This is a genomic window from Billgrantia hypersalina (genome assembly GCF_052584175.1).
In genome coordinates, this window is record NZ_JBMIQI010000008.1 from 69569 (window position 1) to 89871 (window position 20303).

The 20303-nt window shown below is 64.0% G+C and carries 19 protein-coding genes; 15 read left to right on the top strand and 4 right to left on the bottom strand.

Translation table 11 applies throughout. The annotated features are described in order from the left end of the window. Positions 1-61: 61 nt before the first annotated feature. From ACOJCM_RS05690 to ACOJCM_RS05740, 11 genes are all read left to right on the top strand, one after another. A complete protein-coding gene (locus ACOJCM_RS05690) occupies positions 62-1303 on the top strand; it encodes an MFS transporter (RefSeq protein WP_445211097.1) in 1242 nt (413 codons plus the stop codon). Between the two features lie 69 nt (positions 1304-1372). After that, positions 1373-2314, top strand: a complete 942-nt coding sequence (pcaQ, locus tag ACOJCM_RS05695; RefSeq protein WP_445211098.1) for a pca operon transcription factor PcaQ — start codon at positions 1373-1375, stop codon at positions 2312-2314. A 92-nt stretch (positions 2315-2406) separates the two neighbouring features. After that, the gene (gene pcaH, locus ACOJCM_RS05700) at positions 2407-3147 is read left to right on the top strand and encodes a protocatechuate 3,4-dioxygenase subunit beta (RefSeq protein ID WP_445211099.1); all 741 of its coding nucleotides are present in this window, start codon (positions 2407-2409) and stop codon (positions 3145-3147) included. Positions 3148-3178: 31 nt separating this feature from the next. Continuing rightward, complete coding sequence (gene pcaG / locus ACOJCM_RS05705) at positions 3179-3811, top strand: protocatechuate 3,4-dioxygenase subunit alpha (protein WP_445211100.1); 633 nt, start codon at positions 3179-3181, stop codon at positions 3809-3811. Positions 3812-4006: 195 nt separating this feature from the next. Continuing rightward, entirely contained in the window at positions 4007-4162 is a 156-nt protein-coding gene (locus ACOJCM_RS05710) for a hypothetical protein (protein WP_445211101.1), read from the top strand. Positions 4163-4360: 198 nt separating this feature from the next. Further along, a complete protein-coding gene (locus ACOJCM_RS05715) occupies positions 4361-4987 on the top strand; it encodes a glutathione S-transferase family protein (RefSeq protein WP_445211102.1) in 627 nt (208 codons plus the stop codon). Between the two features lie 231 nt (positions 4988-5218). Continuing rightward, positions 5219-6430 (top strand): amino acid ABC transporter substrate-binding protein, encoded by a 1212-nt coding sequence (locus ACOJCM_RS05720; protein WP_445211103.1) that lies wholly within the window; start codon positions 5219-5221, stop codon positions 6428-6430. A 59-nt stretch (positions 6431-6489) separates the two neighbouring features. Beyond that, the gene (locus ACOJCM_RS05725) at positions 6490-7365 is read left to right on the top strand and encodes a branched-chain amino acid ABC transporter permease (RefSeq protein ID WP_445211104.1); all 876 of its coding nucleotides are present in this window, start codon (positions 6490-6492) and stop codon (positions 7363-7365) included. Beyond that, a complete protein-coding gene (locus ACOJCM_RS05730) occupies positions 7362-8342 on the top strand; it encodes a branched-chain amino acid ABC transporter permease (protein WP_445211105.1) in 981 nt (326 codons plus the stop codon). Before ACOJCM_RS05725 ends, ACOJCM_RS05730 begins: the two co-directional genes overlap by 4 nt. Then, positions 8339-9079 carry an ABC transporter ATP-binding protein gene (locus ACOJCM_RS05735; RefSeq protein WP_445211106.1) on the top strand — a complete coding sequence of 247 codons (741 nt, stop codon included), beginning with the start codon at positions 8339-8341 and terminating at the stop codon, positions 9077-9079. Before ACOJCM_RS05730 ends, ACOJCM_RS05735 begins: the two co-directional genes overlap by 4 nt. Continuing rightward, a complete protein-coding gene (locus ACOJCM_RS05740) occupies positions 9072-9791 on the top strand; it encodes an ABC transporter ATP-binding protein (protein WP_445211107.1) in 720 nt (239 codons plus the stop codon). The genes ACOJCM_RS05735 and ACOJCM_RS05740 overlap by 8 nt, the downstream gene beginning before the upstream one ends. 134 nt (positions 9792-9925) lie before the next feature. On the opposite strand, the gene ACOJCM_RS05745 is transcribed toward ACOJCM_RS05740, so the two are convergent. Together ACOJCM_RS05745 and ACOJCM_RS05750 are read right to left on the bottom strand one after the other, a co-directional pair. Then, entirely contained in the window at positions 9926-10924 is a 999-nt protein-coding gene (locus ACOJCM_RS05745; RefSeq protein ID WP_445211108.1) for a porin, read from the bottom strand. A gap of 262 nt (positions 10925-11186) precedes the next feature. Beyond that, positions 11187-12131, bottom strand: coding sequence for a LysR substrate-binding domain-containing protein (locus ACOJCM_RS05750; protein WP_445211109.1), 945 nt, complete (start codon positions 12129-12131; stop codon positions 11187-11189). Between the two features lie 167 nt (positions 12132-12298). Between ACOJCM_RS05750 and mdlC the strand changes: the two genes are divergently transcribed. From mdlC to ACOJCM_RS05765, 3 genes are all read left to right on the top strand, one after another. Then, complete coding sequence (mdlC, locus tag ACOJCM_RS05755) at positions 12299-13879, top strand: benzoylformate decarboxylase (RefSeq protein WP_445211110.1); 1581 nt, start codon at positions 12299-12301, stop codon at positions 13877-13879. Between the two features lie 42 nt (positions 13880-13921). Next, complete coding sequence (locus tag ACOJCM_RS05760) at positions 13922-14947, top strand: TRAP transporter substrate-binding protein (protein WP_445211111.1); 1026 nt, start codon at positions 13922-13924, stop codon at positions 14945-14947. Between the two features lie 162 nt (positions 14948-15109). After that, the gene (locus tag ACOJCM_RS05765) at positions 15110-16561 is read left to right on the top strand and encodes an aldehyde dehydrogenase (RefSeq protein ID WP_445211112.1); all 1452 of its coding nucleotides are present in this window, start codon (positions 15110-15112) and stop codon (positions 16559-16561) included. Positions 16562-16673: 112 nt separating this feature from the next. Here the strand turns inward: ACOJCM_RS05765 and ACOJCM_RS05770 are convergent, their stop codons facing one another. After that, a complete protein-coding gene (locus ACOJCM_RS05770) occupies positions 16674-17132 on the bottom strand; it encodes a MarR family winged helix-turn-helix transcriptional regulator (protein WP_445211113.1) in 459 nt (152 codons plus the stop codon). Between the two features lie 337 nt (positions 17133-17469). Between ACOJCM_RS05770 and ACOJCM_RS05775 the strand changes: the two genes are divergently transcribed. Continuing rightward, positions 17470-19308 (top strand): feruloyl-CoA synthase, encoded by a 1839-nt coding sequence (locus tag ACOJCM_RS05775; protein ID WP_445211114.1) that lies wholly within the window; start codon positions 17470-17472, stop codon positions 19306-19308. Between the two features lie 38 nt (positions 19309-19346). On the opposite strand, the gene ACOJCM_RS05780 is transcribed toward ACOJCM_RS05775, so the two are convergent. Continuing rightward, the gene (locus ACOJCM_RS05780) at positions 19347-20267 is read right to left on the bottom strand and encodes a LysR family transcriptional regulator (protein ID WP_445211115.1); all 921 of its coding nucleotides are present in this window, start codon (positions 20265-20267) and stop codon (positions 19347-19349) included. Positions 20268-20303: the final 36 nt, after the last annotated feature.

Below are 20303 nucleotides of genomic sequence, written 5' to 3' on the forward strand. Positions count from 1 at the left end.
CCGGCCTTTTGGCCGGTTTCGGTTTTATCAGTAGGGGTTTCTGAAAGCAGGAGAGAAGGGCATGACCCGGGAGACCGCCACACCGCCACCGAGCGAGCTGCGCCAGGCCCTGCTGGCCTATGCCCTGCTGTGGTGCCTGGGGCTCTACCTGCGCCTCACGGTGCTGGTGGTGCCGCCGCTGATTCCTCAGCTCAAGGCCGTGCTGGGCTTCACCAACGGCGAGGTGGCCATCGCCACCAGCCTGCCGCTGGTGACGCTGGCCGCAGGTGGGCTGGCGGCGGGCTGGTTGCTGGCGCGCCTCGGTGTGCGCGGCTGCCTGCTGCTGGGCCTGTCGGTGATGGCGCTGGGCAGCAGTTTGCGCAGCCTGCCGCAGGGCTTCCTGCCGTTCATGCTGGCCACGGTACTGATGGGCATGGGTATCGCCTTCATGCAGGCCGCCATGCCGGTGCTGGCCAAGCTGTGGGCGCCGGGCCACGTTGGTCGCGCCTCGGCGGTCTACACCAACGGCCTGCTGGTCGGCGAACTGCTGGCGGCCGGTGCCACCGGGCCGATGGTAGCGCTATGGCTGGGCACGCAGTGGCAGTGGGCCTTCGCCCTGTGGGTGCTGCCGGTGCCGCTATTGATGCTGGTATTGGTTCTCGTGGGCCGACGGCTGCCATTGACCACGGCCGGGTCGTCGGCGGGCAAGCCCCCTGCGGGCCGCCTGATGCTGCCGGACCTGGGCGATGGGCGAATGTGGCGGCTGGTGGCCCTGCTTGGCGCCGCGGCGGCGCTCTACTTCTGCGGCAACATCTTCCTGCCGCCGCTGCTCGAGGCGAGCGAGCGCCTGCACCTGCTGGCGGCGAGCCTCACCGCGCTCAACGGCGCCCAGATGCTCTCCTCGGCGCTGCTGATCCTGTTCGCCGACCGCCTGATGGGGCACGCCCGGCCGCTGATCGGCATCACCCTGCTGGCCCTGCTGTCGATTCCCGCCATGCTGGCATTGCCTGGGGCGCATGTTGTCTGGGCGGCGGGCGTGTTCGGCTTCTTCACCAGCGCACTGTTCATCTTCGTGCTGGCACTGCCGGCCTGGCTGGTAACGCTCGAACAGCTGCCGCGCCTGATGAGCGGCATGCTCTGCTTCGGCTACCTGCTGGTCTTCGCCATTACCGTTCTGGGCGGCTGGCTCAATGACTTGAGCGGCACGACGAGCCTCGCCTTCCTTCCTACGGCGGCGATCGGACTGGTGGCCATTGGCATCATTCCGCGGCTGCTGGCCAGCCGCGAGTCGGCTGCCCTCTCACCGGCGCAAGCGTCGCGCTGAATCGCATGGCTTCCGTTCCCGCGCCGTTTGCGCCAAGGTAGCGGTTGTAGCCGCCACCGACGCTTCGCCATGCTCAACTCCCGTATCAAGCTGCGCCACCTGCAGGCCTTCCTCGAGGTGGCCCGCCAGCGCAGCTTTGCCCGGGCCGCTGAGCGCCTGGCGATTACCCAGCCGGGCATGTCCAAGACCATTCGTGAGCTCGAAGAGCATCTCGGTGCCACGCTCTTCGAGCGCACCCCCCAGGGCGTGGCGTTGACCCAGGCGGGCCTGACCCTGCTGCGTCATGCCGGCCCTGCCATGCGCGCTCTGGAGGAGGGCGTGGCCGCCGTGGGAGATATCGACCGCGGCGCCGGCTGGCTGCGCGTGGGGGCGCTCTCCACGGTGGAGAGCCGGCTGCTGCCCGAGGCGATCCGGCGTTGGCACGGCGAATCGGATGGGCACAACGACGTGGGTGTGAATGTGGTGACCGGCTCCAGCGCCTTTCTTCTCTCGCGCCTGCGTCGCGGCGAGCTGGACCTGGTGGTGGGGCGCATGACCGAGGCGCGTGAAATCCGCGACCTGGCCTTCGAGCATCTCTATTACGAGCCATTGCTGCTCGGCGTGCGCAGCGGCCATCCGCTGGCCGGCATCGCGCCGCTCGACCCCGCCCGGCTGGGCGAATTCCCCTGGGTACTGCCACCGCCCCAGACCACCCTGCGCCAGCGGGTCGACAGTTTCTGCGTGCGCCACTCGCTGACACTGCCGAGCCAGCGGCTCGAGACGCTTTCGCTGCCCATCAGCCGCCGCTACACCCTGGAGAGCGACGCGATCTGGGTCGCGCCCGAGGAGGCCCTGGCCGAGGATAGAACGGCGGGGCGGCTGAGCCCGCTCGCCATCGATCTGGAAGCCCAGGGCGGCTCCGTGGGGCTCTGCTTCAATGCCAGCATGCAGCCTTCGCTCGCCGTGGAGGCCTTCTGCGAAGTGCTGCGCGAGGTCAGCGCGAGGCTCCGCCAGGAAGACAGCGCAACATAACCATCAGGTTATGGGGGTCGCCCGAGTCGTCAATTGTCGTGCCTGCGGCATCTCGCCACACTTGGCCGTGAACCACCTCCAGAGACGAGCCCATGCAACATGATAACAAGCGCTTCGTACAGCGCGACCGTGATTGGCATCCCCCGGCCTATGCCCCTGGCTACAAGACGACGGTGGCCCGTTCGCCGAACCAGGCGCTGGTCAGCCTGATGAAGCCCAGTGCCTCCGAGCTGACCGGGCCGGATTTCCGCGCCCTGCGCATGGGCCCGCACGACAACGACCTGCTGCTCAACTTCCGTGAAAACCCGTCGCTGTCGGGTGCGGCCGGCCTGCCGGTGGGCGAGCGAATCATCATGTTCGGCCGCGTTATCGATCAGTTCGGCAAGCCGGTGCCGCACACCCTGGTCGAAATGTGGCAGGCCAACGCCGGCGGCCGCTACCGCCACAAGAACGACCGTTACCTGGCACCGCTGGACCCCGGCTTCGGCGGCGTGGGCCGCACCCTGACCGACGAGCAGGGCTGGTACCGCTTCCGCACCATCAAGCCCGGGCCCTATCCCTGGCCCAACGACGTCAACAGCTGGCGCCCGGCGCACATTCACGTCTCGGTGATGGGCCCTTCGATCTCCACCCGCCTGATCACCCAGATGTACTTCGAGGGCGACCCGCTGATTCCGGTCTGCCCCATCGTCAACACCATCAAGGACCGCGACGCCGTCGAGACCATGATCGGCCGCCTCGACATGGCGCGCAGCAATTCGATGGACTGCCTGGCCTACCGCTTCGATCTGGTGGTGCGTGGCGAACTGCAGACCTTCTTCGAAAACCAGTAAACGGGTTCTAATCAGCAACGGGGACAACCTGATGAAACAGCCGAATACCCAGCCCGCGAGCGAACTGGTGCTGCGCGAAACCGCCTCCCAGACTGCCGGCCCCTACGTGCATATCGGCCTGGCCCTGGCCGCCGCGGGCAACCCGACCCGCGACGAAGAGATCTGGAACGAGATGGCCAAGCCCGAGGCCGAAGGCGAGCACATCGAAGTCGTCGGCACCGTGATCGACGGCAATGGCGACCTGGTGCGTGACGCCTTTATCGAAGCCTGGCAGGCCGACAGCAAGGGCCGCTACCAGCTCGAGTTCGATCTGCAGAAGCCGTTCAACAGTTTCGGGCGCACCGCCACCACCTTCGACCATGGCAGCGAATGGTCGCTGAAGACGATCAAGCCCGGCGCGGTGAAGACCGCCAACGGCCAGACCATGGCGCCGCACATCAACCTGACGATCTTCGCCCGGGGCGTGAACGTCCACCTGCAGACCCGTCTCTACTTCGAGGACGAAGCAGTAGCCAATGCCGCCTGCCCGGTGATGAAGCGCATTGAATCGCCGACACGCCGCCAGACGCTGATCGCCAAGCGCGAAGAGGTCGACGGCAAGGTGCGCTACCGCCTCGACATCAAGCTGCAGGGTGAAGGCGAGACGGTGTTCTTCGATTTCTGATCGCATCACCGAGCGAACCCGGCCCCACCATGATGGGGCCGTAATCACCGAGAGCCGGCGCACCACGTCGGCTTTCGGCGTTCTTGGGATTGTCGGCAGGGGGCGAGGGATGCGACTAAAGGCGAATAAATAAGACTAAAGTCTAGTATTCGGGTATTCTGTTAGCATCCTCATGAAATGACCGGGAACCCAGCCATGACCACCCAGACGCTATCGTCCAGTGCGAACGCCGCCAGCACCAGCGCTCCGCTGATCAAGCGCATCGGTCTTGCCGCCTATCGCCTGCTCGAGCGGATGACCGAGAACGCCTACCAGCATCACAAGCCCATCTTGCGCAACTACTACCTCTAGCGGCCGAGGCAGGGTCGGGCCGGCAAGATGAAGCTTCAAGAAGAGCCAGCGCACTTGCGCTGGCTCTTCTCGTTATGGGTGGGGCAATCCCTCCGGCGGCGGCAGCGATGCTTCCACTTTCGTTGTCGATTCCACCTGCGCTCGCTCGACTGGGTCATGAGTGAGAATAGCGAGTGCCTGCCAATCGAGGAGCCGGAAATGATCAAACTCTACGGAACGCCCCCGACCCGCGCGCTGCGCGCCGTCTGGTTACTCAACGAGCTGGGCCTGGAGTACGAGCTGCTCCCGGTGGATCTCATGAAAGGGGAGCACCTCCAACAGGACTTCCTCACGCTCAACCCCGCCGCCAAGGTCCCTGTGCTGGTCGATGAAGAACGAGTGATAACCGAATCGGCCGCGATCCAGCTCTACCTGGCCGAAAAATATCCACAGGCGGATTTCATTCCCGATACTGTGGAAGAGAGAGCTCAGCTGTACCGCTGGATGTTCTTCCTGGTAACCGAGATCGAGCAGCCGCTGTGGCGCATCGCTCGTCACACCTTCGTTTATCCCGATAAGAAGCGCATACCCCAGGACGTCGACCTGGCACGGCAGGAGTGCCTGGAGATGCTGGCCGTGCTTGAACGATACATGAAAGAGCGTGAGTTCGTGGTCGGCGACCGGCTCAGCGTGGCCGACTTCAATGCCGCCTACACGCTGGACTGGGCGAACGAAGAGAACATGCTCGGCGACGCACCCAGGCTGAGGGAGTATCTGAAAGCCATGTACGCCCGCCCCACGGCACCGCCCACTATCGCCGAGGCCTTCGCGGCAATGGAGAGTTAGGCTCACATAGACCTGATTTATAAACGATATAGGCCGGCCAGATACTAAGAAATATACTCTTATCCAATTGTAATTATTGTCTTTTTTCACAGATTTTAAAAGCTACAACTTTGGCATGACTATACGTCGGCTCACGGCGATTCTAGGCTCGATATGCAATGCGTATTTATGTTCGTTATTCGAACGAATGACGGCAAAGCTATCGACCACAAGAAAAACGGAGCCGCAATCATGCCATCGATCACATTAGCCCGGACGTTCCTGGGTATCGGAATCTGTTTCGCCCTGAGTTTTCCCACCATGGCCGACGATCTGCCGGAGAGCATCCGCATCGGCTATGCCGTCTCCGATACGGGGCCCTACGCCGGGGGCGCCGGTACCACCATTACCCCCAACTACAAGCTGTGGGTGGAGGAGGTGAACAAGGCCGGCGGTATTCGCGTGGGTGAGCGTCAGCTGCCTATCGAAGTGGTGGCCTACGACGACCGCAGCAGCTCGGAGGAGGCCGTTCGCGCCGTCGAAAGGCTGATCAACCAGGACGAGGTGCACTTCGTGCTGCCGCCCTGGGGCACGGCGCTCAACCTTGCCGTGGCGCCCGTGCTGCACCGCGCCGGCTATCCGCACCTGGCGGTGACGGCGGTGTCCGACCGCCAGCAGGATCTGATGGACCGCTGGCCGCGACTCTTCTTCTTCCTCAGCACCTCGACCCACTACGCCGAGGGCATCGTCACCATGCTCGAGGAGCTGCGCGAGAGCGGGGAGATCGAGGGCCGGGTGGCCATGGTCAACGTGGCCGATCAGTTCGGTATCGAGTTGGCCAACGCGGCCCAGGCGCTGCTGCAGGAGGCTAATTTTGACGTCGTCTACAGCCAGTCGTATCCGCCCGGCTCTCAGGATATGCAGGGCATCATCAACAGCGCCCGCCAGCAAGAGCCGGAGGCGTTCCTGGCCTTCAGCTATCCCCCCGAAACCATCGCCATCACCGATCAGGCGCAAACCCTCGACTTCAATCCGCCGCTGTTCTACACCGCGGTGGGCACGGCCTTCCCGCTCTTCAAGAACCGCTTCGACGACAACGTCGAAGGGGTGCTGGGCATCGGCGGCGTGGATACCGATAGCGAGGTGATGGCGGATTACATCGAGCGTCATACCGAGATGACCGGTCAGGCGCCCGACCTCTGGGCCAGCGCGCCCACCTACGCCAGCCTGCAGGTGTTGCAGCAGGCCATCGAGCGGGCCGGCAGCATCGACCATGAGCAGGTCGTGGCCGAGATGGAGAACGGCACCTTCGACACGGTGCTGGGCGAGATCACCCTGAACGGTCGCGCCTACTGGGAAGGTTGGCAGGTCGGCCAGTGGCAGGACGGCGTGTTCCGCGCCATCGGCCCCAGCGATCGTGAAGGGGCGGCGGAGATCGTGCTGCCCAAGCCGGACTGGCGCTGAGGTAACCCAGCGGCAGGCGCTTCGTCTGCCGCTATTCGTGTTTGACACAGGGGTGAGTTATGGCTTTTCTCGATGCCCTGCTCAATGGCCTGACCTTGGGCGGCATGTACGCCCTGGTGGCCATGGGGCTGACGCTGCAGTACGGCGTCGCCAGGATCATGAATCTCTCCTACGGGGAGTTCCTGATCGCCGCGGCCTTTGCCGCTTTCTGGCTGTTTCAGGTGCAGGCAATCAATCCGCTGTTGGCGCTGGTGTTCGTCGTGCCGCTGGCGTTCGGCGCCAACTGGCTGATCTATCAGATCATGTTGCATCCGCTGGTGAAGCGCTCGCGGGATCGCGGTGAGCTGGAGGTGAACAGTATTCTGGCCACCTTCGGCCTGCTGTTCGTGATCCAGGGACTGGTGCTGCTGCTCTTCGGTAGCAATTACTTCAGCTACACCTATATCAGCAGTGTGTTCATCATCGCCGGCTCACCCATTGCTGCGGATCGCCTGCTGGCCGTTGGCGTAGCGGTGGTGCTGGGCACGGCACTCTATCTACTGCTGGTGCGCACCCGGCCGGGCACCGCGCTGCGGGCGGTCTCCGTCGACCCCAAGGCGGCTCAACTGGCCGGTATCGACGTGCGCGCGGCCTCGGCCATGGCGTTTGCGCTGGGCGGCGGGCTGGTGGCGGCCAGCGGTGTGCTGGTCAGCATGTTCACCACCTTCAATGCCTCGATGGGGGTCGTCTTCACCATGAAGGCGCTCATCGTGGTGATCATGGGCGGTGCCGGTCACCTGATGGGGGCGCTGGCGGCGGGGCTGATCCTGGGCCTGGTGGAGAGTTTCGTGGCGGTGTACGTGGCGCCGGGGCTGACGCTGGCGGCCACCTTTGCGCTGTTCCTGATCGTATTGCTGATTCGGCCCACCGGTATGATGGGGAGGGCCGGCGCATGATGGCTCTTTCACGCACGATCCTGTTCGGGGGCGTTCTGCTGCTGGCTGGGGTCATCGGCTTTGCGCTGCTGCCCGGCTTCGTGGGCGGCTATGGGCTCTCCATGGCCATCAACTTCCTGATGTTCGCCATTCTGGCCACCGCCTGGGCCATGTTCTCGGGGCCAAGCGGTTACGTCTCGCTGGCCACCGTGGCCTTCTTCGGCATCGGTGCCTACACCGTGGCGGTACTGGGCGAGCGGCTTCCCTGGGGCGCGGTGCTGCTGCTCGCTGCGGCCATCGCCTTTGTGGTCGCGCTACTGGTGGGGCTCTCCACGCTGCGCCTGCGCGGGGTCTATTTCGTCATCTTCAGCTTCGGGTTGGCGGAGCTGATTCGCCAGGTGGTGAACTGGTACGAATCAACCCAGGCCGGCAGCGTCGGACGCTATGTGTTCCTCGACATTACCCAGGAGCAGATCGTCTGGCAGCTCACGGCGGTACTGGCCCTGCTGTTCATCGTCGGTTGGCTGATCGAACGCTCCCGGGTCGGCTTCGCGCTGCGCATGATCGGCGATGACGAGACGGTGGCGCTGCACTGCGGCGTCAACATCACCCTGATCAAGGTACTGGTGTTCTCGCTCAGCGCCGCCTTCATGGCCCTGGTCGGGGCCATTGTGGCGCCGCGCTGGACCTATCTCGACCCGAGCATCGCCTTCAACCCCACCATTTCGTTCCAGGTGCTGATCATGGCTTTGTTGGGCGGAGCCCGGAGGCTCTACGGCCCGCTGCTCGGGGTGATTCCGATGGTGCTGCTGTTCGAGTACCTCTCCTCGAACTTTCCTCATCTCTTCAGCGTGCTGCTAGGTGTTACTTTCTTGGCCATTGTCTATCTGGTCCCCCACGGCGTGGCAGGCCTCATCGAAGGCTATGTGCAGCGCTACCGTGAGCGCTTCCCGGGCCGGCGAGCCGGGAACGACATACAGAAGGAGAGTGCGCTATGACGACATCGACGGCGCTGCTTTCCGTGCGTGACGTCACCCGTCGCTTCGGGAGCCTGAGGGCGGTGGATGCGCTGAGCTTCGACATTGCCGAGGGCGAGATCGTCGGGTTGCTGGGGCCCAACGGCTCGGGCAAGACCACCATGATGAACCTGGTGTCGGGCGCCCTGAAGCCCAACGCGGGAACGATTCGCCTGGCGGGCAAGGATATCGCCGGCCTGGCGCCTAACCGTATCGCCCGCCAGGGCATTGCACGTACGTTCCAACTGGTGCGGGTGCTGCCCTCGATGAACTGCCTGGACAACGTCAAGGCGGGGCTCGGCTTCGGTGCCGAGCCGGTCTGGGGCATTGCCGCCGACTCGCGTGCCGAGGCGCTGCTTCAGCAGGCCGGCATGGCGCACCGGTGCTGGACGCCAGGCAAGGACCTCACCTACATGGACCAGAAGCGCCTGGAGCTGGCGCGCGCTCTGGCGCTGCAGCCACGCCTGCTGCTGCTGGACGAGTGGCTGGCGGGGCTCAACCCGTCCGAACTGGTCGAAGCTATCGAGCTGCTGCGCAAGGTGCGTGGTGAAGGCGTGACCATGGTAATGGTCGAGCACGTCATGGATGCGATTCGCTCGCTGTGCGACCGCTGCGTGATCATGAACGCCGGGGCCAAGATCGCTGAGGGAACGCCGGCCCAGGCCCTGGCCGAGCCGGAAGTGGTCCGCGCCTACCTGGGAGACGATGCCCATGCTTGAACTACACAACGTGTCTGCCGCCTATGGCCAACATCTCGCCCTTCAGGGCATCGACCTGCGCGTGCGGGAAGGGGAGATGGTGGTGATGCTCGGCACCAACGGGGCCGGCAAGTCGACCTTGCTTTCGGTGATTGCCGGCCAGGTGCCGGCCCGCCAGGGCAGCGAAGTGAGCCTTGCCGGCATCGATCTGCTCGGGCTGGCACCCCACCAGGTGGTGGAGGCCGGCGTTGCGCTGGTGCCGGAAGGTCGGGGGATCTTCGGCGCTATGACGGTACGCGAAAACCTGCTGCTGGGGGCCTACCCGAAACGAGCAAGGGCCGAGGAGCGACGCAGCCTGGAACGTGTCATGACCCTCTTTCCCAAGCTCGAGGAACGCCTGGGACAGGTGGCGGGCACCATGAGCGGCGGTGAGCAGCAGATGGTGGCAATAGGACGTGCTCTGATGTCGGCACCCAGACTGCTGCTGCTCGATGAGCCGTCGCTGGGGCTGTCGCCGCTGATGGCCCATGAGCTGTTCAAGGCGCTGGAGCGGATACGCGAGATCGAGGTTAGCGTGCTGTTCGTCGAGCAGAACGCGCGCAAGAGCCTGGCCATTGCCGATCGCGGCTATTTGATCGAGAACGGCGCGGTGGTCGGTGAGGGAACGGCCGAGGCGCTGCTTGCCGACGATACCGTGCAGAAGGCCTATCTCGGGCTCGCCAGGAGCGCCTGACTGAGGCTGCCTGATAGCAGCCCCTTCATAAGCCCGGCAAGCATGGCTTGCCGGACTTCTCTGCGTATCGAAAAAAGACCCGGGGTTCCCACCACCGGGCCGAAAGTAAGCTAGTCGAGCACAGCAAGGTTTTCTCAGAAGCTGACGCTTAGCCCCGCCGCCACGTTGTTGTCGGTGCGGTCGTAGTGGCCCGCCTCGAGGAAGGCATAGACCTTCTCGTTGAAGTGGTGGCGGACGGTGGCGACCAGGGCGTCGTTGTCGAGGTCGAGGTTACGGTCGTTCTCGGCGTAGCCGACTGAGACCGACCAGGCGTCGTTCAGCTGGGCCGAAACGTTCACGCCCCAGGCGTCGAAGTCGGAGGCGGCGCTGCTGTCCTCACGGTCGTCGTTGTGCTCGTAGACCCCACCCAGTTGGACCATGCCGAAGTCGTAGCCGATACCGAAGGAGGTACGGTGCAGGTTATCGATGCCCGGGCGGCGCACTTGGGTATGGCCGATGCCGAAGTTGAGCGGGCCTTGGTCATAGACCAAGCGGCCCGTCACCACGTCGAAGTCCTGATCGTTTTGGGCGTTGGTGGTGAGCACGGCGCCGATGAACTGGAAGCCCCCGAAGCGTGGCGTACCGTAGGAGAGCACGTCGCTGGCTTGCTCGGCCTGACCGAAGATGGCGTTCTGCCCGGTCTGGCCGTGAAAACGGTTGTACTCGAAAACATCGACGTTGCGATAAATCTGTCCCCAGAACCCTGAGGGCACCCGTGGCTGCAAGCCAATGGTGCCGTAATCGGTCATGAGCAGCACGCGTGCCGTGCGGAGATAGATCTCGCCGTCGTCCTGGCGGTGGGCGCCCGGTGTCCAGGTCTGGTCATCCACGGAGTTGATGGCATTGGCGAAGTCGGCCACCAGATCGTAGCGGATACGCAAGCTGGGATTGACAGTGTAGACGCCACCCAGACCGGCTTCGGCGCGGAAGGCCCAGAGGTCGAGATCCCGGTCGCGGACGTCGAGCACGCCGCCGGTCACGTTACCGGAGAAGGTGGGACCGTTGTGCTGGGTGTCGGCCAAGGCTTGGGTGGAAAGGGATGCCGCCAGGGCTAAGGCAAGAGGCGTTAGGGTAAGTCGTTGAAGGGTTGTCATTATGTGTTCCCACTGGTGTGCGAGTCGTTGTTACCCGGAGGCGTAACGCACTCCGAGTTCGTATTGCGAACATCTATACGCAATACGAAATTCACGCTAGTGGACACTGAAGATGGCAGGCAACCATGCCAAAGTCGTAACACTGGAAGGTAGTGAATATTCGGCGGAAAAAGTACTTTAATGAAAAGAAGTTAAGGCGAAAAACAGTGGCTATTGAAAGTTCATATAACGTGTATAAGCCTCTTCTATTCAAGAGTAGCATTTACCGCCTTCTTTCGACATCATCCGGCTCGTTATCGTCGGAGAGCGAGAGGTCAAGTGAGGCTATGGCGGATGCGAGTGTGTCGCAAAACCAGCGCTGCGCTGGTGAGTGGAAGGCCTGGGAACGCCAATAAAGCGATATCTCGAAATCCGGTACCTGGAACGGCAAGGGGTGAATGCAAAGGCTCCCGTCGGCCGCAAATTGACGGGCGATATGGATCGGTATGATGCCGAGAAAATCGTTCTGACGAAGTATCTTGGGAAGTATCAGAAAATGGGGGACTTCTAGAACGACCTTCCGTTCGATGCCGAGTTCCTGCATTTTCTCCTCTGCCAGGCTGTGCCCCGAGGTGCTGGCCACTATCACGTGCCGTGAAGCAGTGAAGGCGTTGAGATCGAGCGGAATGCCATGAAAAGCCGAGGGGCGTCCCAGGCAGACATAACGATCCTTGGCGATGCCATGCCGTTCGATGCTCGCTGCCTTGATCGGCCGGCTGCAGATGATGGCATTGACCTGCCCATTGATGAGCCACTCATCGGCCCGGTCGATTTGCAGGGGAATGACTTCCAGTTCCACGTCGGGCGCCTGGGCGTGCAGGTGCTGCAGAATGACGGGCAAAAAGGAGGCTTCGCCCAGATCGGTCAGTGCCAGGCGAAAGCGCAGGCGACACTGTGCAGGAGTGAAGTGTTGACGGCTCTCGATGGTATTTTCCAGCTGTTGCAGCGACGCCTTGAGCGTGGGGTAGAGCTGGCGGGCCGTCATGGTCGGCTCCATGGCCTGGTGGGTGCGAATGAACAGGCGGTCATCAAAGAGTTCGCGCAGGCGGGCTAGGGAGTAGCTGACCGATGGCTGCGTGACGTGCAGGCGTTCTGCCGTATGCGTGACACTGTTCGTCTCGTAGAGGATGACAAATACCCGGATCAGGTTGAGGTCTGGTAATGACATGCAATGCTCTTTGTTGGTGTCTTGTTATCGGGTTTTTATCGTCCTACCTTAACCCCATTAAGTAGAATAAATAATATCTATTATTCATAAAGAAACTATTGATTTGCTTGATGCTGTTGTCAGTCTCTAGCGTGTAAGCACGCCTCGAACAAGGACAAGGATCAAGCATGCCGAGCGTTCACGCCGTCACTTATTCGCTCCTGCGCCGCCAGGGCATCACAACCATTTTTGGCAACCCCGGCTCCAACGAGCTGCCATTCCTCAAGGGCTTCCCCGAAGACTTTCGCTACGTGCTGGGGCTGCACGAAGGTGTAGTGGCGGGCATGGCTGATGGCTACGCCCTGGCCAGCGGTCGTCCTGCCTTCGTCAACCTGCACGCGGCGGCGGGCACCGGCAACGCCATGGGGGCGCTGACCAACGCCTGGTATTCGCACTCGCCGCTGGTGATCACCGCCGGGCAGCAGGCGCGCTCGATGATCGGCGTGGAGTCGATGCTGGCCAATGTGGATGCGCCGCAGCTGCCCAAGCCGCTAGTCAAGTGGAGCTACGAGCCGGCCTGCCCCGAGGACGTGCCGCGGGCGCTGAGCCAGGCGATCCACAGTGCCTCTCTGCCACCGCGGGGGCCGGTTTACGTTTCGATTCCTCACGACGACTGGGACCGCGAAGCGGGCGATGACGCCGCCCTGGTTGTGGAGCGCGAAATCGACCACGCCGGGGTGCCGTCAGCCGCTCAGATCGAGCGTCTGGCGCAGCGGCTCAACGCCGCCGCCAAACCGGTGCTGGTGCTCGGGCCCGAAGTCGACGCCCGCCAGGCCAACGGGCTGGCCGTCGCGCTGGCCGAACGCCTGCGCCTGCCGGTGTGGGTGGCGCCTTCCGCCTCGCGCTGCCCCTTCCCCAATCGTCACCCCTGTTTTCGCGGTGTGCTGCCGGCGGCCATTGCCGGCATCGCCGCGGAGCTGGAAGGGCACGATCTGATCGTCGTTGTCGGTGCCCCGGTGTTCCGCTATCACAAGTACGCCCCGGGGCGTTATCTCCCCGAAGGGGCGGGCTTGGTGCATGTCACCGGCGATGCCAACGAGGCGGCCCGGGCGCCGATGGGCGATGCCCTGGTGGGCGACGTGCATGCCACGTTCGAGGCGCTGTTGCCGCACATCGCGCAGAGCGAGCGGGCCATGCCCGAGCCGCTGCCCAAGCCGGCAACCGCCGAGGATGGCGAAGGGCGGCTGGCACCGGCCAACGTGTTCGAAACCCTCGATGCGCTGGCGCCGGAGGATGCCATCTACGTCAAGGAGTCGACCTCGACGGTGGAGATCTTCTGGGAGCGCGTCAGGATGCGCTACCCCGGCAGCTACTTCTTTCCCGCCGCGGGTGGGCTCGGCTTCGGCCTGCCGGCGGCGCTCGGCGTACAGCTCGCCCAGCCCCGGCGTCAGGTCATCGGCGTGATCGGCGACGGCTCGGCCAGCTACGCCATCACCGCGCTGTGGAGTGCCGCGCAGTACCGCATTCCGGCGGTGCTGATCATTCTCAGGAACGATACCTACGGCGCCCTGCGCGGCTTCGCCCGGCACATGGCGGTGGACGATGCCCCTGGCCTCGACGTGCCGGGCATCGACTTCTGCGCCCTGGCTCGCGGCTACGGGGTCGAGGCGCGCCTGGCCGACTCCCGCGAGACCTTGGAAGCGGCCTTGCAGGAAGGTTTCGCGATGGACCGGCCACTGCTGATCGAGGTACCGACTCTTCCCACCTGAGCCCCATCGCATCGCCACTACAACGATAAGAGAGGACACACCATGAAACACGCTATCTCAAAGAGCCTGCTCGCCGCCTGTGCGGCGGGGCTCGTCTTTTCCGCCCACGCCGACACCCTGCGCATGTCGCACTTCTGGCCGGCCAATTCCGACGTCAACAAGGAGATCTTCGAGGCCTGGGCCAAGCACGTTGAGGAGGCCACCGGCGGTGAGCTGACCGTCGAGAATTACCCCTCCCAGACCCTGAGCCCCTCCGAGCAGGCCTATCAGGGAACGGTGAACGGTATCTCCGATATCGCCATCACCATGCAGGGCTACACCGCCGGTCGCTTCCCGCTGTCTGAGATCGTCCAGCTGCCAGGCGTTTCCACCAGCGCCCCGCAGGGCGGCTGCATCCTGCAGACGCTCTACGACGAGGGCCACATCGCCGACGAGTACGACGACGTCAAGGTGCTTTACCTGTTTACCACTGGCCCGGCCTATCTTCACACCCGGGGGCACGCGATCGAAACCCCTGACGACCTGCGTGGGCTGCGCATTCGCCGCCCCAGCGACGTGGCCGGAGAAATCCTCGAGCGCCTGGGCGCCAACCCCGTGGGCATGCCGGCGCCCGATATCTACACCTCGCTGCAGCGCGGCGTGATGGACGGCCTCAGCTTCCCCTGGCAGGCGATGAAGACCTTTAGAGTCAACGAGCTCGCCGATCATCACCTGGAAGTGCCCTACTACACCGGCGTGGCGGTGGCGGTCATGAACCGGGAGAGCTACGAGCGACTCTCACCGGAGCAGCAGGCTGCTATCGACGAGGTGAGCGGTATGGTCTGGACCCGGCAGGCCGGAGAGGTCTATGCGCGGCTGGATCGCGAGGGCCGCGAGGAGGCCAAGGCCCAGGGCGGCACTATCAACACGGTAGCGGACCCGCTGAATGATCCGGCCTGGTCGGGCCCGCTCAACGAAGGTACGGAGGCCTATCTGGCACGCCTGGAGAAGCGCGGCATCGACAGCGCGCGTGATGTCTACCAGCGTGCGCTCGAGCTTCGCGACGAATGTCCTGTGGATCCTCGCTGAGGGGCGATCCGTATCGCCGGCCGCTTGGCTAAGCGTTACGCACCAAAATTCCCAGTTCGATATGGGAAAAGTCCAAGTAAAACCACTGATTTTGCCTTATGTGGCAATAGAGTCGGGAAAAAGAGAGCGGGTGATGCTGAAAACAACGCAACGGAGTTACCCATGACGACCCTCGGATTACTGATTGGCGGCCAGGCCAAGGCCGCTTCGGGAGAAGGAACGTTCGAACGCCGTAACCCCTTCACGGGGCAGGTAGCGACCACGGCGGCGGCGGCCTCGGTGGAGGACGCCAAGGCTGCGGCAGATGCTGCGGGCTGCGCCTTCACCACCTGGTCGCAAACTGGCCCCGGCGAGCGTCGCGGAAAGTTGCTCAAGGCGGCGGAGCTGATGGAGGCACGCCAGGCCGAATTCATCGAGCGCATGGTCGACGAGACCGGCGCCACGCCCGCCTGGGCCGGCTTCAACGTGATGGTGGCCGCCGGCATGCTGCGCGAGGCGGCGTCGCTGACCACCCAGATCCAGGGTGACGTGATTCCTTCCAACGTGCCCGATAACCTGGCCATGGGAATGCGCGTGCCCTGCGGCGTGGTGCTGGGCATCGCACCCTGGAATGCACCGATCATCCTCGGTACCCGCGCGGTGGCCACGCCGCTGGCCTGCGGCAACACGGTGATCCTCAAGGCCTCGGAGCAGTGCCCGGCGACCCATCACCTGATCGGCGAGGTGCTGGTCGAGGCGGGGCTCGGCGAGGGCGTGGTCAACGTGATCACCAATGCCCCGGCGGATGCGCCCGAGGTCGTCGAGGCGTTGATCGCCCATCCGGCGGTGAGGCGCATCAACTTCACCGGCTCCACCGGGGTAGGGCGGATCATCGCCGAGCAGGCGGCGCGCCACCTCAAGCCGGTGCTGCTGGAGCTGGGCGGCAAGGCGCCTTTCCTGGTGCTGGACGACGCCGACCTGGATGCCGCGGTGGACGCGGCGATCTTCGGCGCCTTCTTCAATCAGGGGCAGATCTGCATGTCCACCGAGCGGCTGATCGTCGATGCTTCGGTGGCCGACGACTTCGTCGACAAGCTGGCCGCCCGCGCCGCGGCGCTCAAGGTCGGCGACCCGCGTGAGGGGGGCAATGCGCTGGGCACCCTGATCAACGTCGAATCGGGCAAGAAGCTCAACGGGCTGCTCGACGATGCCGTGAGCCAGGGCGCGCGCCTGGCCGCGGGTGGCCAGGCCGAGGGCGTGATCATGCCGGCCACGGTGGTGGATGGCGTGACGTCGACGATGCGCCTCTACGGCGAGGAGTCCTTCGGGCCGGTGGTTACGGTGATCCGCGTCAATGGCGAGGAGGAGGCGATTCGGGTCGCCAACGACAGCGAATACGGCCTCTCGGCGGCAGTGTTCAGTCGCGACACGGCACGTGGCCTGAAGGTGGCCGGACGTATCCAGTCGGGAATCTGCCATGTCAACGCACCGACGGTGCACGATGAGCCGCAGATGCCCTTCGGCGGGACCAAGGCCAGCGGCTATGGTCGCTTCGGCGGCAAGGCAGGCATCGAGGCGTTCACCGAGCTGCGCTGGATCACGGTGCAGCTGGGGCCGCGGCACTATCCCATCTAGGCAAACACTGCTTCATCTCGCTCGTCGATGGGTGAAGCGTTTCCCAGGGCTCGCCCGAAAACTGGCTGCGCGGGGGCGGTGATATCGCCCCCCTGCTGAATGCCAGCGGGCTTCAGTTGCCCTTCCTGGCCTCGATGATGCGGTCAAGCAGGCTAAGGAGCCATTCGCGCTCCCCCTCCTCCATGAAAGAATCGAAACGTTCTTCTCCCGCCGCAACCTTGCGGTTGAGCCGCTCAGTGAACGCCTTGCCCTTGTCGGTCAGGTAGAGGGCATAGGAGCGACGGTCGTTCTTCGACTTGCGCCGTTCCACCACTTCCATGCTCTCCAGCTTGTCGATGGCCGCCACCATGGCGGAACGGTCCACGTCCAGGGCGGTGGCAACGGCCGTCTGCGTCAGCCCCGGGTTGTGGTAGACGATGGCGAGGATGCTGAACAGCCCCGGCGTGATGCCCTCCTGGGCGCAGGCTTCGAAGAAGACGTCGAAGTAGACGAGCTGCGCCCGGCGTAACTTGTAGCCGAGGCGCGATTGCAGCATGGAGTAATCGATACCGTTCTGTTCGTCGTTGCTCATAGGTTGGTCGGCCCTGAGGTTGGGTGAGCCATGAGGCGGCAAAGCAGCAAACAGCCTATCGGATACCGGACGCAAGGCCTGTTATGGCGTCCAACTTTAGTCGTGGCTCTGTCGAGAAAATGGTCGTGGCGCCACGGTTATATAATCGTACCCTTCTGTTTTTGAATGCTTTTCTAGGCCGTCTGTGGTTCCCCAAGCTTAATGTTATGTTGGCAAAATGTTTGACATGACAACAGTTTAAAAAAATACTGGAGTCCATGTTACCAAGGCTCCCATGCCGAGGGTAGCGAGATGCCCCTTTCGATCCTGATAACGATCACAAACAGCAGGAGCGCCCATGTCTCACTCCTTCCGCGATGTCCGTCTGGGCACCGCCACAGCTAAGCTGATCCTGCGCGACGATGGAACTCAACTTCTCAGTATCGAGGAACCCCTCGGCGACTATCCCGATACCCTGCTTGAATGTCTGGAACGCTGGGCCCGAGAGGCGCCTGAGCGGACCTTCGTGGCGCGGCGCGACGCCAGCGGTGTGTGGCAGCGCCTGAGCTATGCCGAAACCCTGTCACGCGTGCGCCACCTGGCGCAGGGGCTGCTGAATCACGGCCTGAGCGTCGAGCGGCCCCTGATCATCCTCAGCGGCAACTCCATCGAGCATTTGCTGCTGGCGCTGGCGGCGATGTACGTGGGCATTCCCTTCGCTCCCATCTCGCCGGCCTATTCGCTGGTCAGCCGCGACTACGGCAAGCTGCGCCATGTCGTCGAGCTGTTGACGCCGGGTCTGTTGATGGTCGACAGGGCCAAGGATTTCGCGCCGGCACTGGCGGCGGTGCAGCCGGCCGACTGCGGCTGTCTTGCCGTGGATCCAGCAGGCTTTCCGGGCGTAGACGGCTTCGAAAATCTACTGGATACGCCCGTGACCGCGGCGGTGGAAGAGGCCCGGGCGACCGTCGGCCCGGATACCATCGTCAAGTTCCTGTTCACCTCCGGCTCCACCGGCATGCCCAAGGGCGTCATCAATACGCATCGCATGCTCTGCGCCAACCAGGAGATGCTGGCCTCGCTGATGCCATTCCTGCGCGACGAGCCCCCGGTGCTGGTCGACTGGCTGCCGTGGAACCACACCTTCGGCGGCAACCACAACGTCGGCATCGCCCTCTACAACGGCGGCAGCCTCTACATCGACGACGGCCGCCCGGTGCCGGGCGAGTTCGAGAAGACCATCGTCAACTTGCGCGAGATCGCCCCCACGGTCTACTTCAATGTGCCAAAGGGCTTCGAGATCCTGGTGGACTACCTCAAGCGTGAGGATGCCCTGCGCGAGACCTTCTTTTCCCGGCTCAACCTGATGTTCTTTGCCGCCGCGGGGCTCTCCCAGCACATCTGGGACCAACTCGACCGCCTGGCCGTCCAGACGCTGGGCTGCAAGGTGGGCATGCTGACCGGGCTGGGCGCCACCGAGACCGCCCCCTCGGCGATGTTCGCTTCGCTGGAGGAGTCCCGGTCGGGTGTGGTGGGCCTGCCGGCGCGTGGGGTGACGATCAAGCTGGTGCCCAATGGCGGCAAGCTCGAGTGCCGGGTGAAGGGGCCCAACGTGATGCCCGGCTACTGGCGTCAACCCGAGGTCACCGCCAGGAGCTTCGATGAAGAGGGCTTCTACTGCCTGGGCGATGCGGTCAAGTTCATCGACCCGGACGACCCCCAGCGTGGCATGCGCTTCGATGGGCGGATCTCCGAGGACTTCAAGCTCGACACCGGCACCTGGGTCAGCGTCGGGCCGCTGCGGGCCCGTATCATCGAAGCTGGCGCCCCTCATGTGAAGGATGTGGTAATCGCAGGGATCGACAGGCCCTATGTGACGGTCATGGTGTTTCCCGACCTGGAGAAGTGCCGCGCATTGGCCGGGCTTGCCAGCGATGCCGATGCCGCCGAGGTGCTGGCCAGCGGCCCCGTGCGCGAGCGGTTCCTGCAGCTGCTGCGCGATCTGGACGTACACAGCACGGGTAGCTCCACCCGGGTGCGGCGGCTGGTGCTGCTCGACGAGCCGCCGCGCCTGGACGCCCACGAGATCACCGACAAGGGCTCGATCAACCAGCGCGCCGTGCTGGAGAATCGGGCCGCGGTGGTGACCGAGCTGTACCGCGAGCCCCCTTCAGCGCAGGTATTGCGGCTCGACTGAGCGCTCTCCGAACTGGCGGTTTCGGGCCAACCAACGGGCTAGGGGACATTGATCCCGGGGATAGCGCGAATTTGCTCGACAAGGAAATCGATCAGCAGCCGGACCCGGGCGATGTTTGCCCGTTCCGGGACGATCAACATGCTCAGGGGGACGGGCGGAAGCGAGTATTCCGGCAGGAGGGTCTCGAGTTCGCCGGCGGCCAGGAGGTCGTCGACCAGCCACTGATGGGCCGGTCCAATGCCACGCCCGGCAACAAAGGCTTCACGTGCGGCGAGCCCGTGGTCGACGCGGAGGCGCCCTCCGAACGGCACCCCATGGCGTTCCCCGTCCGGGCCTAGCAGCACCAGCATGTTGCTCCCCGCCACGTTCGACATTCGGACGCCTTCATGCCGAGCCAGATCCTCTGGCACAGCCGGTGTCTGCCGCGTTGCCAGGTAGGCGGGGGCGGCGACCAGCAGTCGCCTGCATTCACCGACGGCTCTCAGCCTCATGGAGCTGTCGGTGAGCGGCCCCAGGCGAAGCGCGATATCCACCCCCTCACGCACCAGATCGATCCGCTCGTCGGTGAAGCTCAAATCGATCCCGATCTCGGGAAATTGATCCTGGAAATTGAAGATTAGCCGGCTGAGGTGGAGGACACCGAAGGCGGCGGTGCAGGAAATTCGGATGGTACCGACCGTCGCGCCGCGCGTGCCACGCACCTCGTCGTTGGCCTGCTCCAGAAGACGCAGTATCTGGACGCTGCGGGCATAGTAGCGGCTGCCTTCTTCCGTGAGCGTCATACGCCGCGTGGTCCGGCTGAGTAGAGGCACGCCGACGGCATCCTCCAGCTCCCGCAGGTGTCGTGAGATCGTCGATTGCCCGACTTCCGTCTCGCGCGCCACCGCCGACAAGCTCCCGCGTTCGGCAACCCGAACGAAGCTGCGCATTCGCTCCAGCGTGATATCGGATTTATCCATTTTTCGGAACTTATCTATTCGCCCATGCATATATCG

Excerpts from the sequence above, each read along its gene's own strand:
- ACOJCM_RS05780 (WP_445211115.1), bottom strand. The coding sequence starts at position 20,267 with ATGGATAAATCCGATATCACGCTGGAGCGAATGCGCAGCTTCGTTCGG.
- pcaG (WP_445211100.1), top strand. The coding sequence starts at position 3,179 with ATGAAACAGCCGAATACCCAGCCCGCGAGCGAACTGGTGCTGCGCGAA.
- ACOJCM_RS05730 (WP_445211105.1), top strand. The coding sequence starts at position 7,362 with ATGATGGCTCTTTCACGCACGATCCTGTTCGGGGGCGTTCTGCTGCTG.
- pcaH (WP_445211099.1), top strand. The coding sequence starts at position 2,407 with ATGCAACATGATAACAAGCGCTTCGTACAGCGCGACCGTGATTGGCAT.
- ACOJCM_RS05765 (WP_445211112.1), top strand. The coding sequence starts at position 15,110 with ATGACGACCCTCGGATTACTGATTGGCGGCCAGGCCAAGGCCGCTTCG.
- ACOJCM_RS05750 (WP_445211109.1), bottom strand. The coding sequence starts at position 12,131 with ATGTCATTACCAGACCTCAACCTGATCCGGGTATTTGTCATCCTCTAC.
- ACOJCM_RS05770 (WP_445211113.1), bottom strand. The coding sequence starts at position 17,132 with ATGAGCAACGACGAACAGAACGGTATCGATTACTCCATGCTGCAATCG.
- ACOJCM_RS05735 (WP_445211106.1), top strand. The coding sequence starts at position 8,339 with ATGACGACATCGACGGCGCTGCTTTCCGTGCGTGACGTCACCCGTCGC.
- ACOJCM_RS05720 (WP_445211103.1), top strand. The coding sequence starts at position 5,219 with ATGCCATCGATCACATTAGCCCGGACGTTCCTGGGTATCGGAATCTGT.
- ACOJCM_RS05760 (WP_445211111.1), top strand. The coding sequence starts at position 13,922 with ATGAAACACGCTATCTCAAAGAGCCTGCTCGCCGCCTGTGCGGCGGGG.
- mdlC (WP_445211110.1), top strand. The coding sequence starts at position 12,299 with ATGCCGAGCGTTCACGCCGTCACTTATTCGCTCCTGCGCCGCCAGGGC.
- ACOJCM_RS05710 (WP_445211101.1), top strand. The coding sequence starts at position 4,007 with ATGACCACCCAGACGCTATCGTCCAGTGCGAACGCCGCCAGCACCAGC.
- pcaQ (WP_445211098.1), top strand. The coding sequence starts at position 1,373 with ATGCTCAACTCCCGTATCAAGCTGCGCCACCTGCAGGCCTTCCTCGAG.
- ACOJCM_RS05725 (WP_445211104.1), top strand. The coding sequence starts at position 6,490 with ATGGCTTTTCTCGATGCCCTGCTCAATGGCCTGACCTTGGGCGGCATG.
- ACOJCM_RS05690 (WP_445211097.1), top strand. The coding sequence starts at position 62 with ATGACCCGGGAGACCGCCACACCGCCACCGAGCGAGCTGCGCCAGGCC.
- ACOJCM_RS05715 (WP_445211102.1), top strand. The coding sequence starts at position 4,361 with ATGATCAAACTCTACGGAACGCCCCCGACCCGCGCGCTGCGCGCCGTC.
- ACOJCM_RS05745 (WP_445211108.1), bottom strand. The coding sequence starts at position 10,924 with ATGACAACCCTTCAACGACTTACCCTAACGCCTCTTGCCTTAGCCCTG.
- ACOJCM_RS05775 (WP_445211114.1), top strand. The coding sequence starts at position 17,470 with ATGTCTCACTCCTTCCGCGATGTCCGTCTGGGCACCGCCACAGCTAAG.
- ACOJCM_RS05740 (WP_445211107.1), top strand. The coding sequence starts at position 9,072 with ATGCTTGAACTACACAACGTGTCTGCCGCCTATGGCCAACATCTCGCC.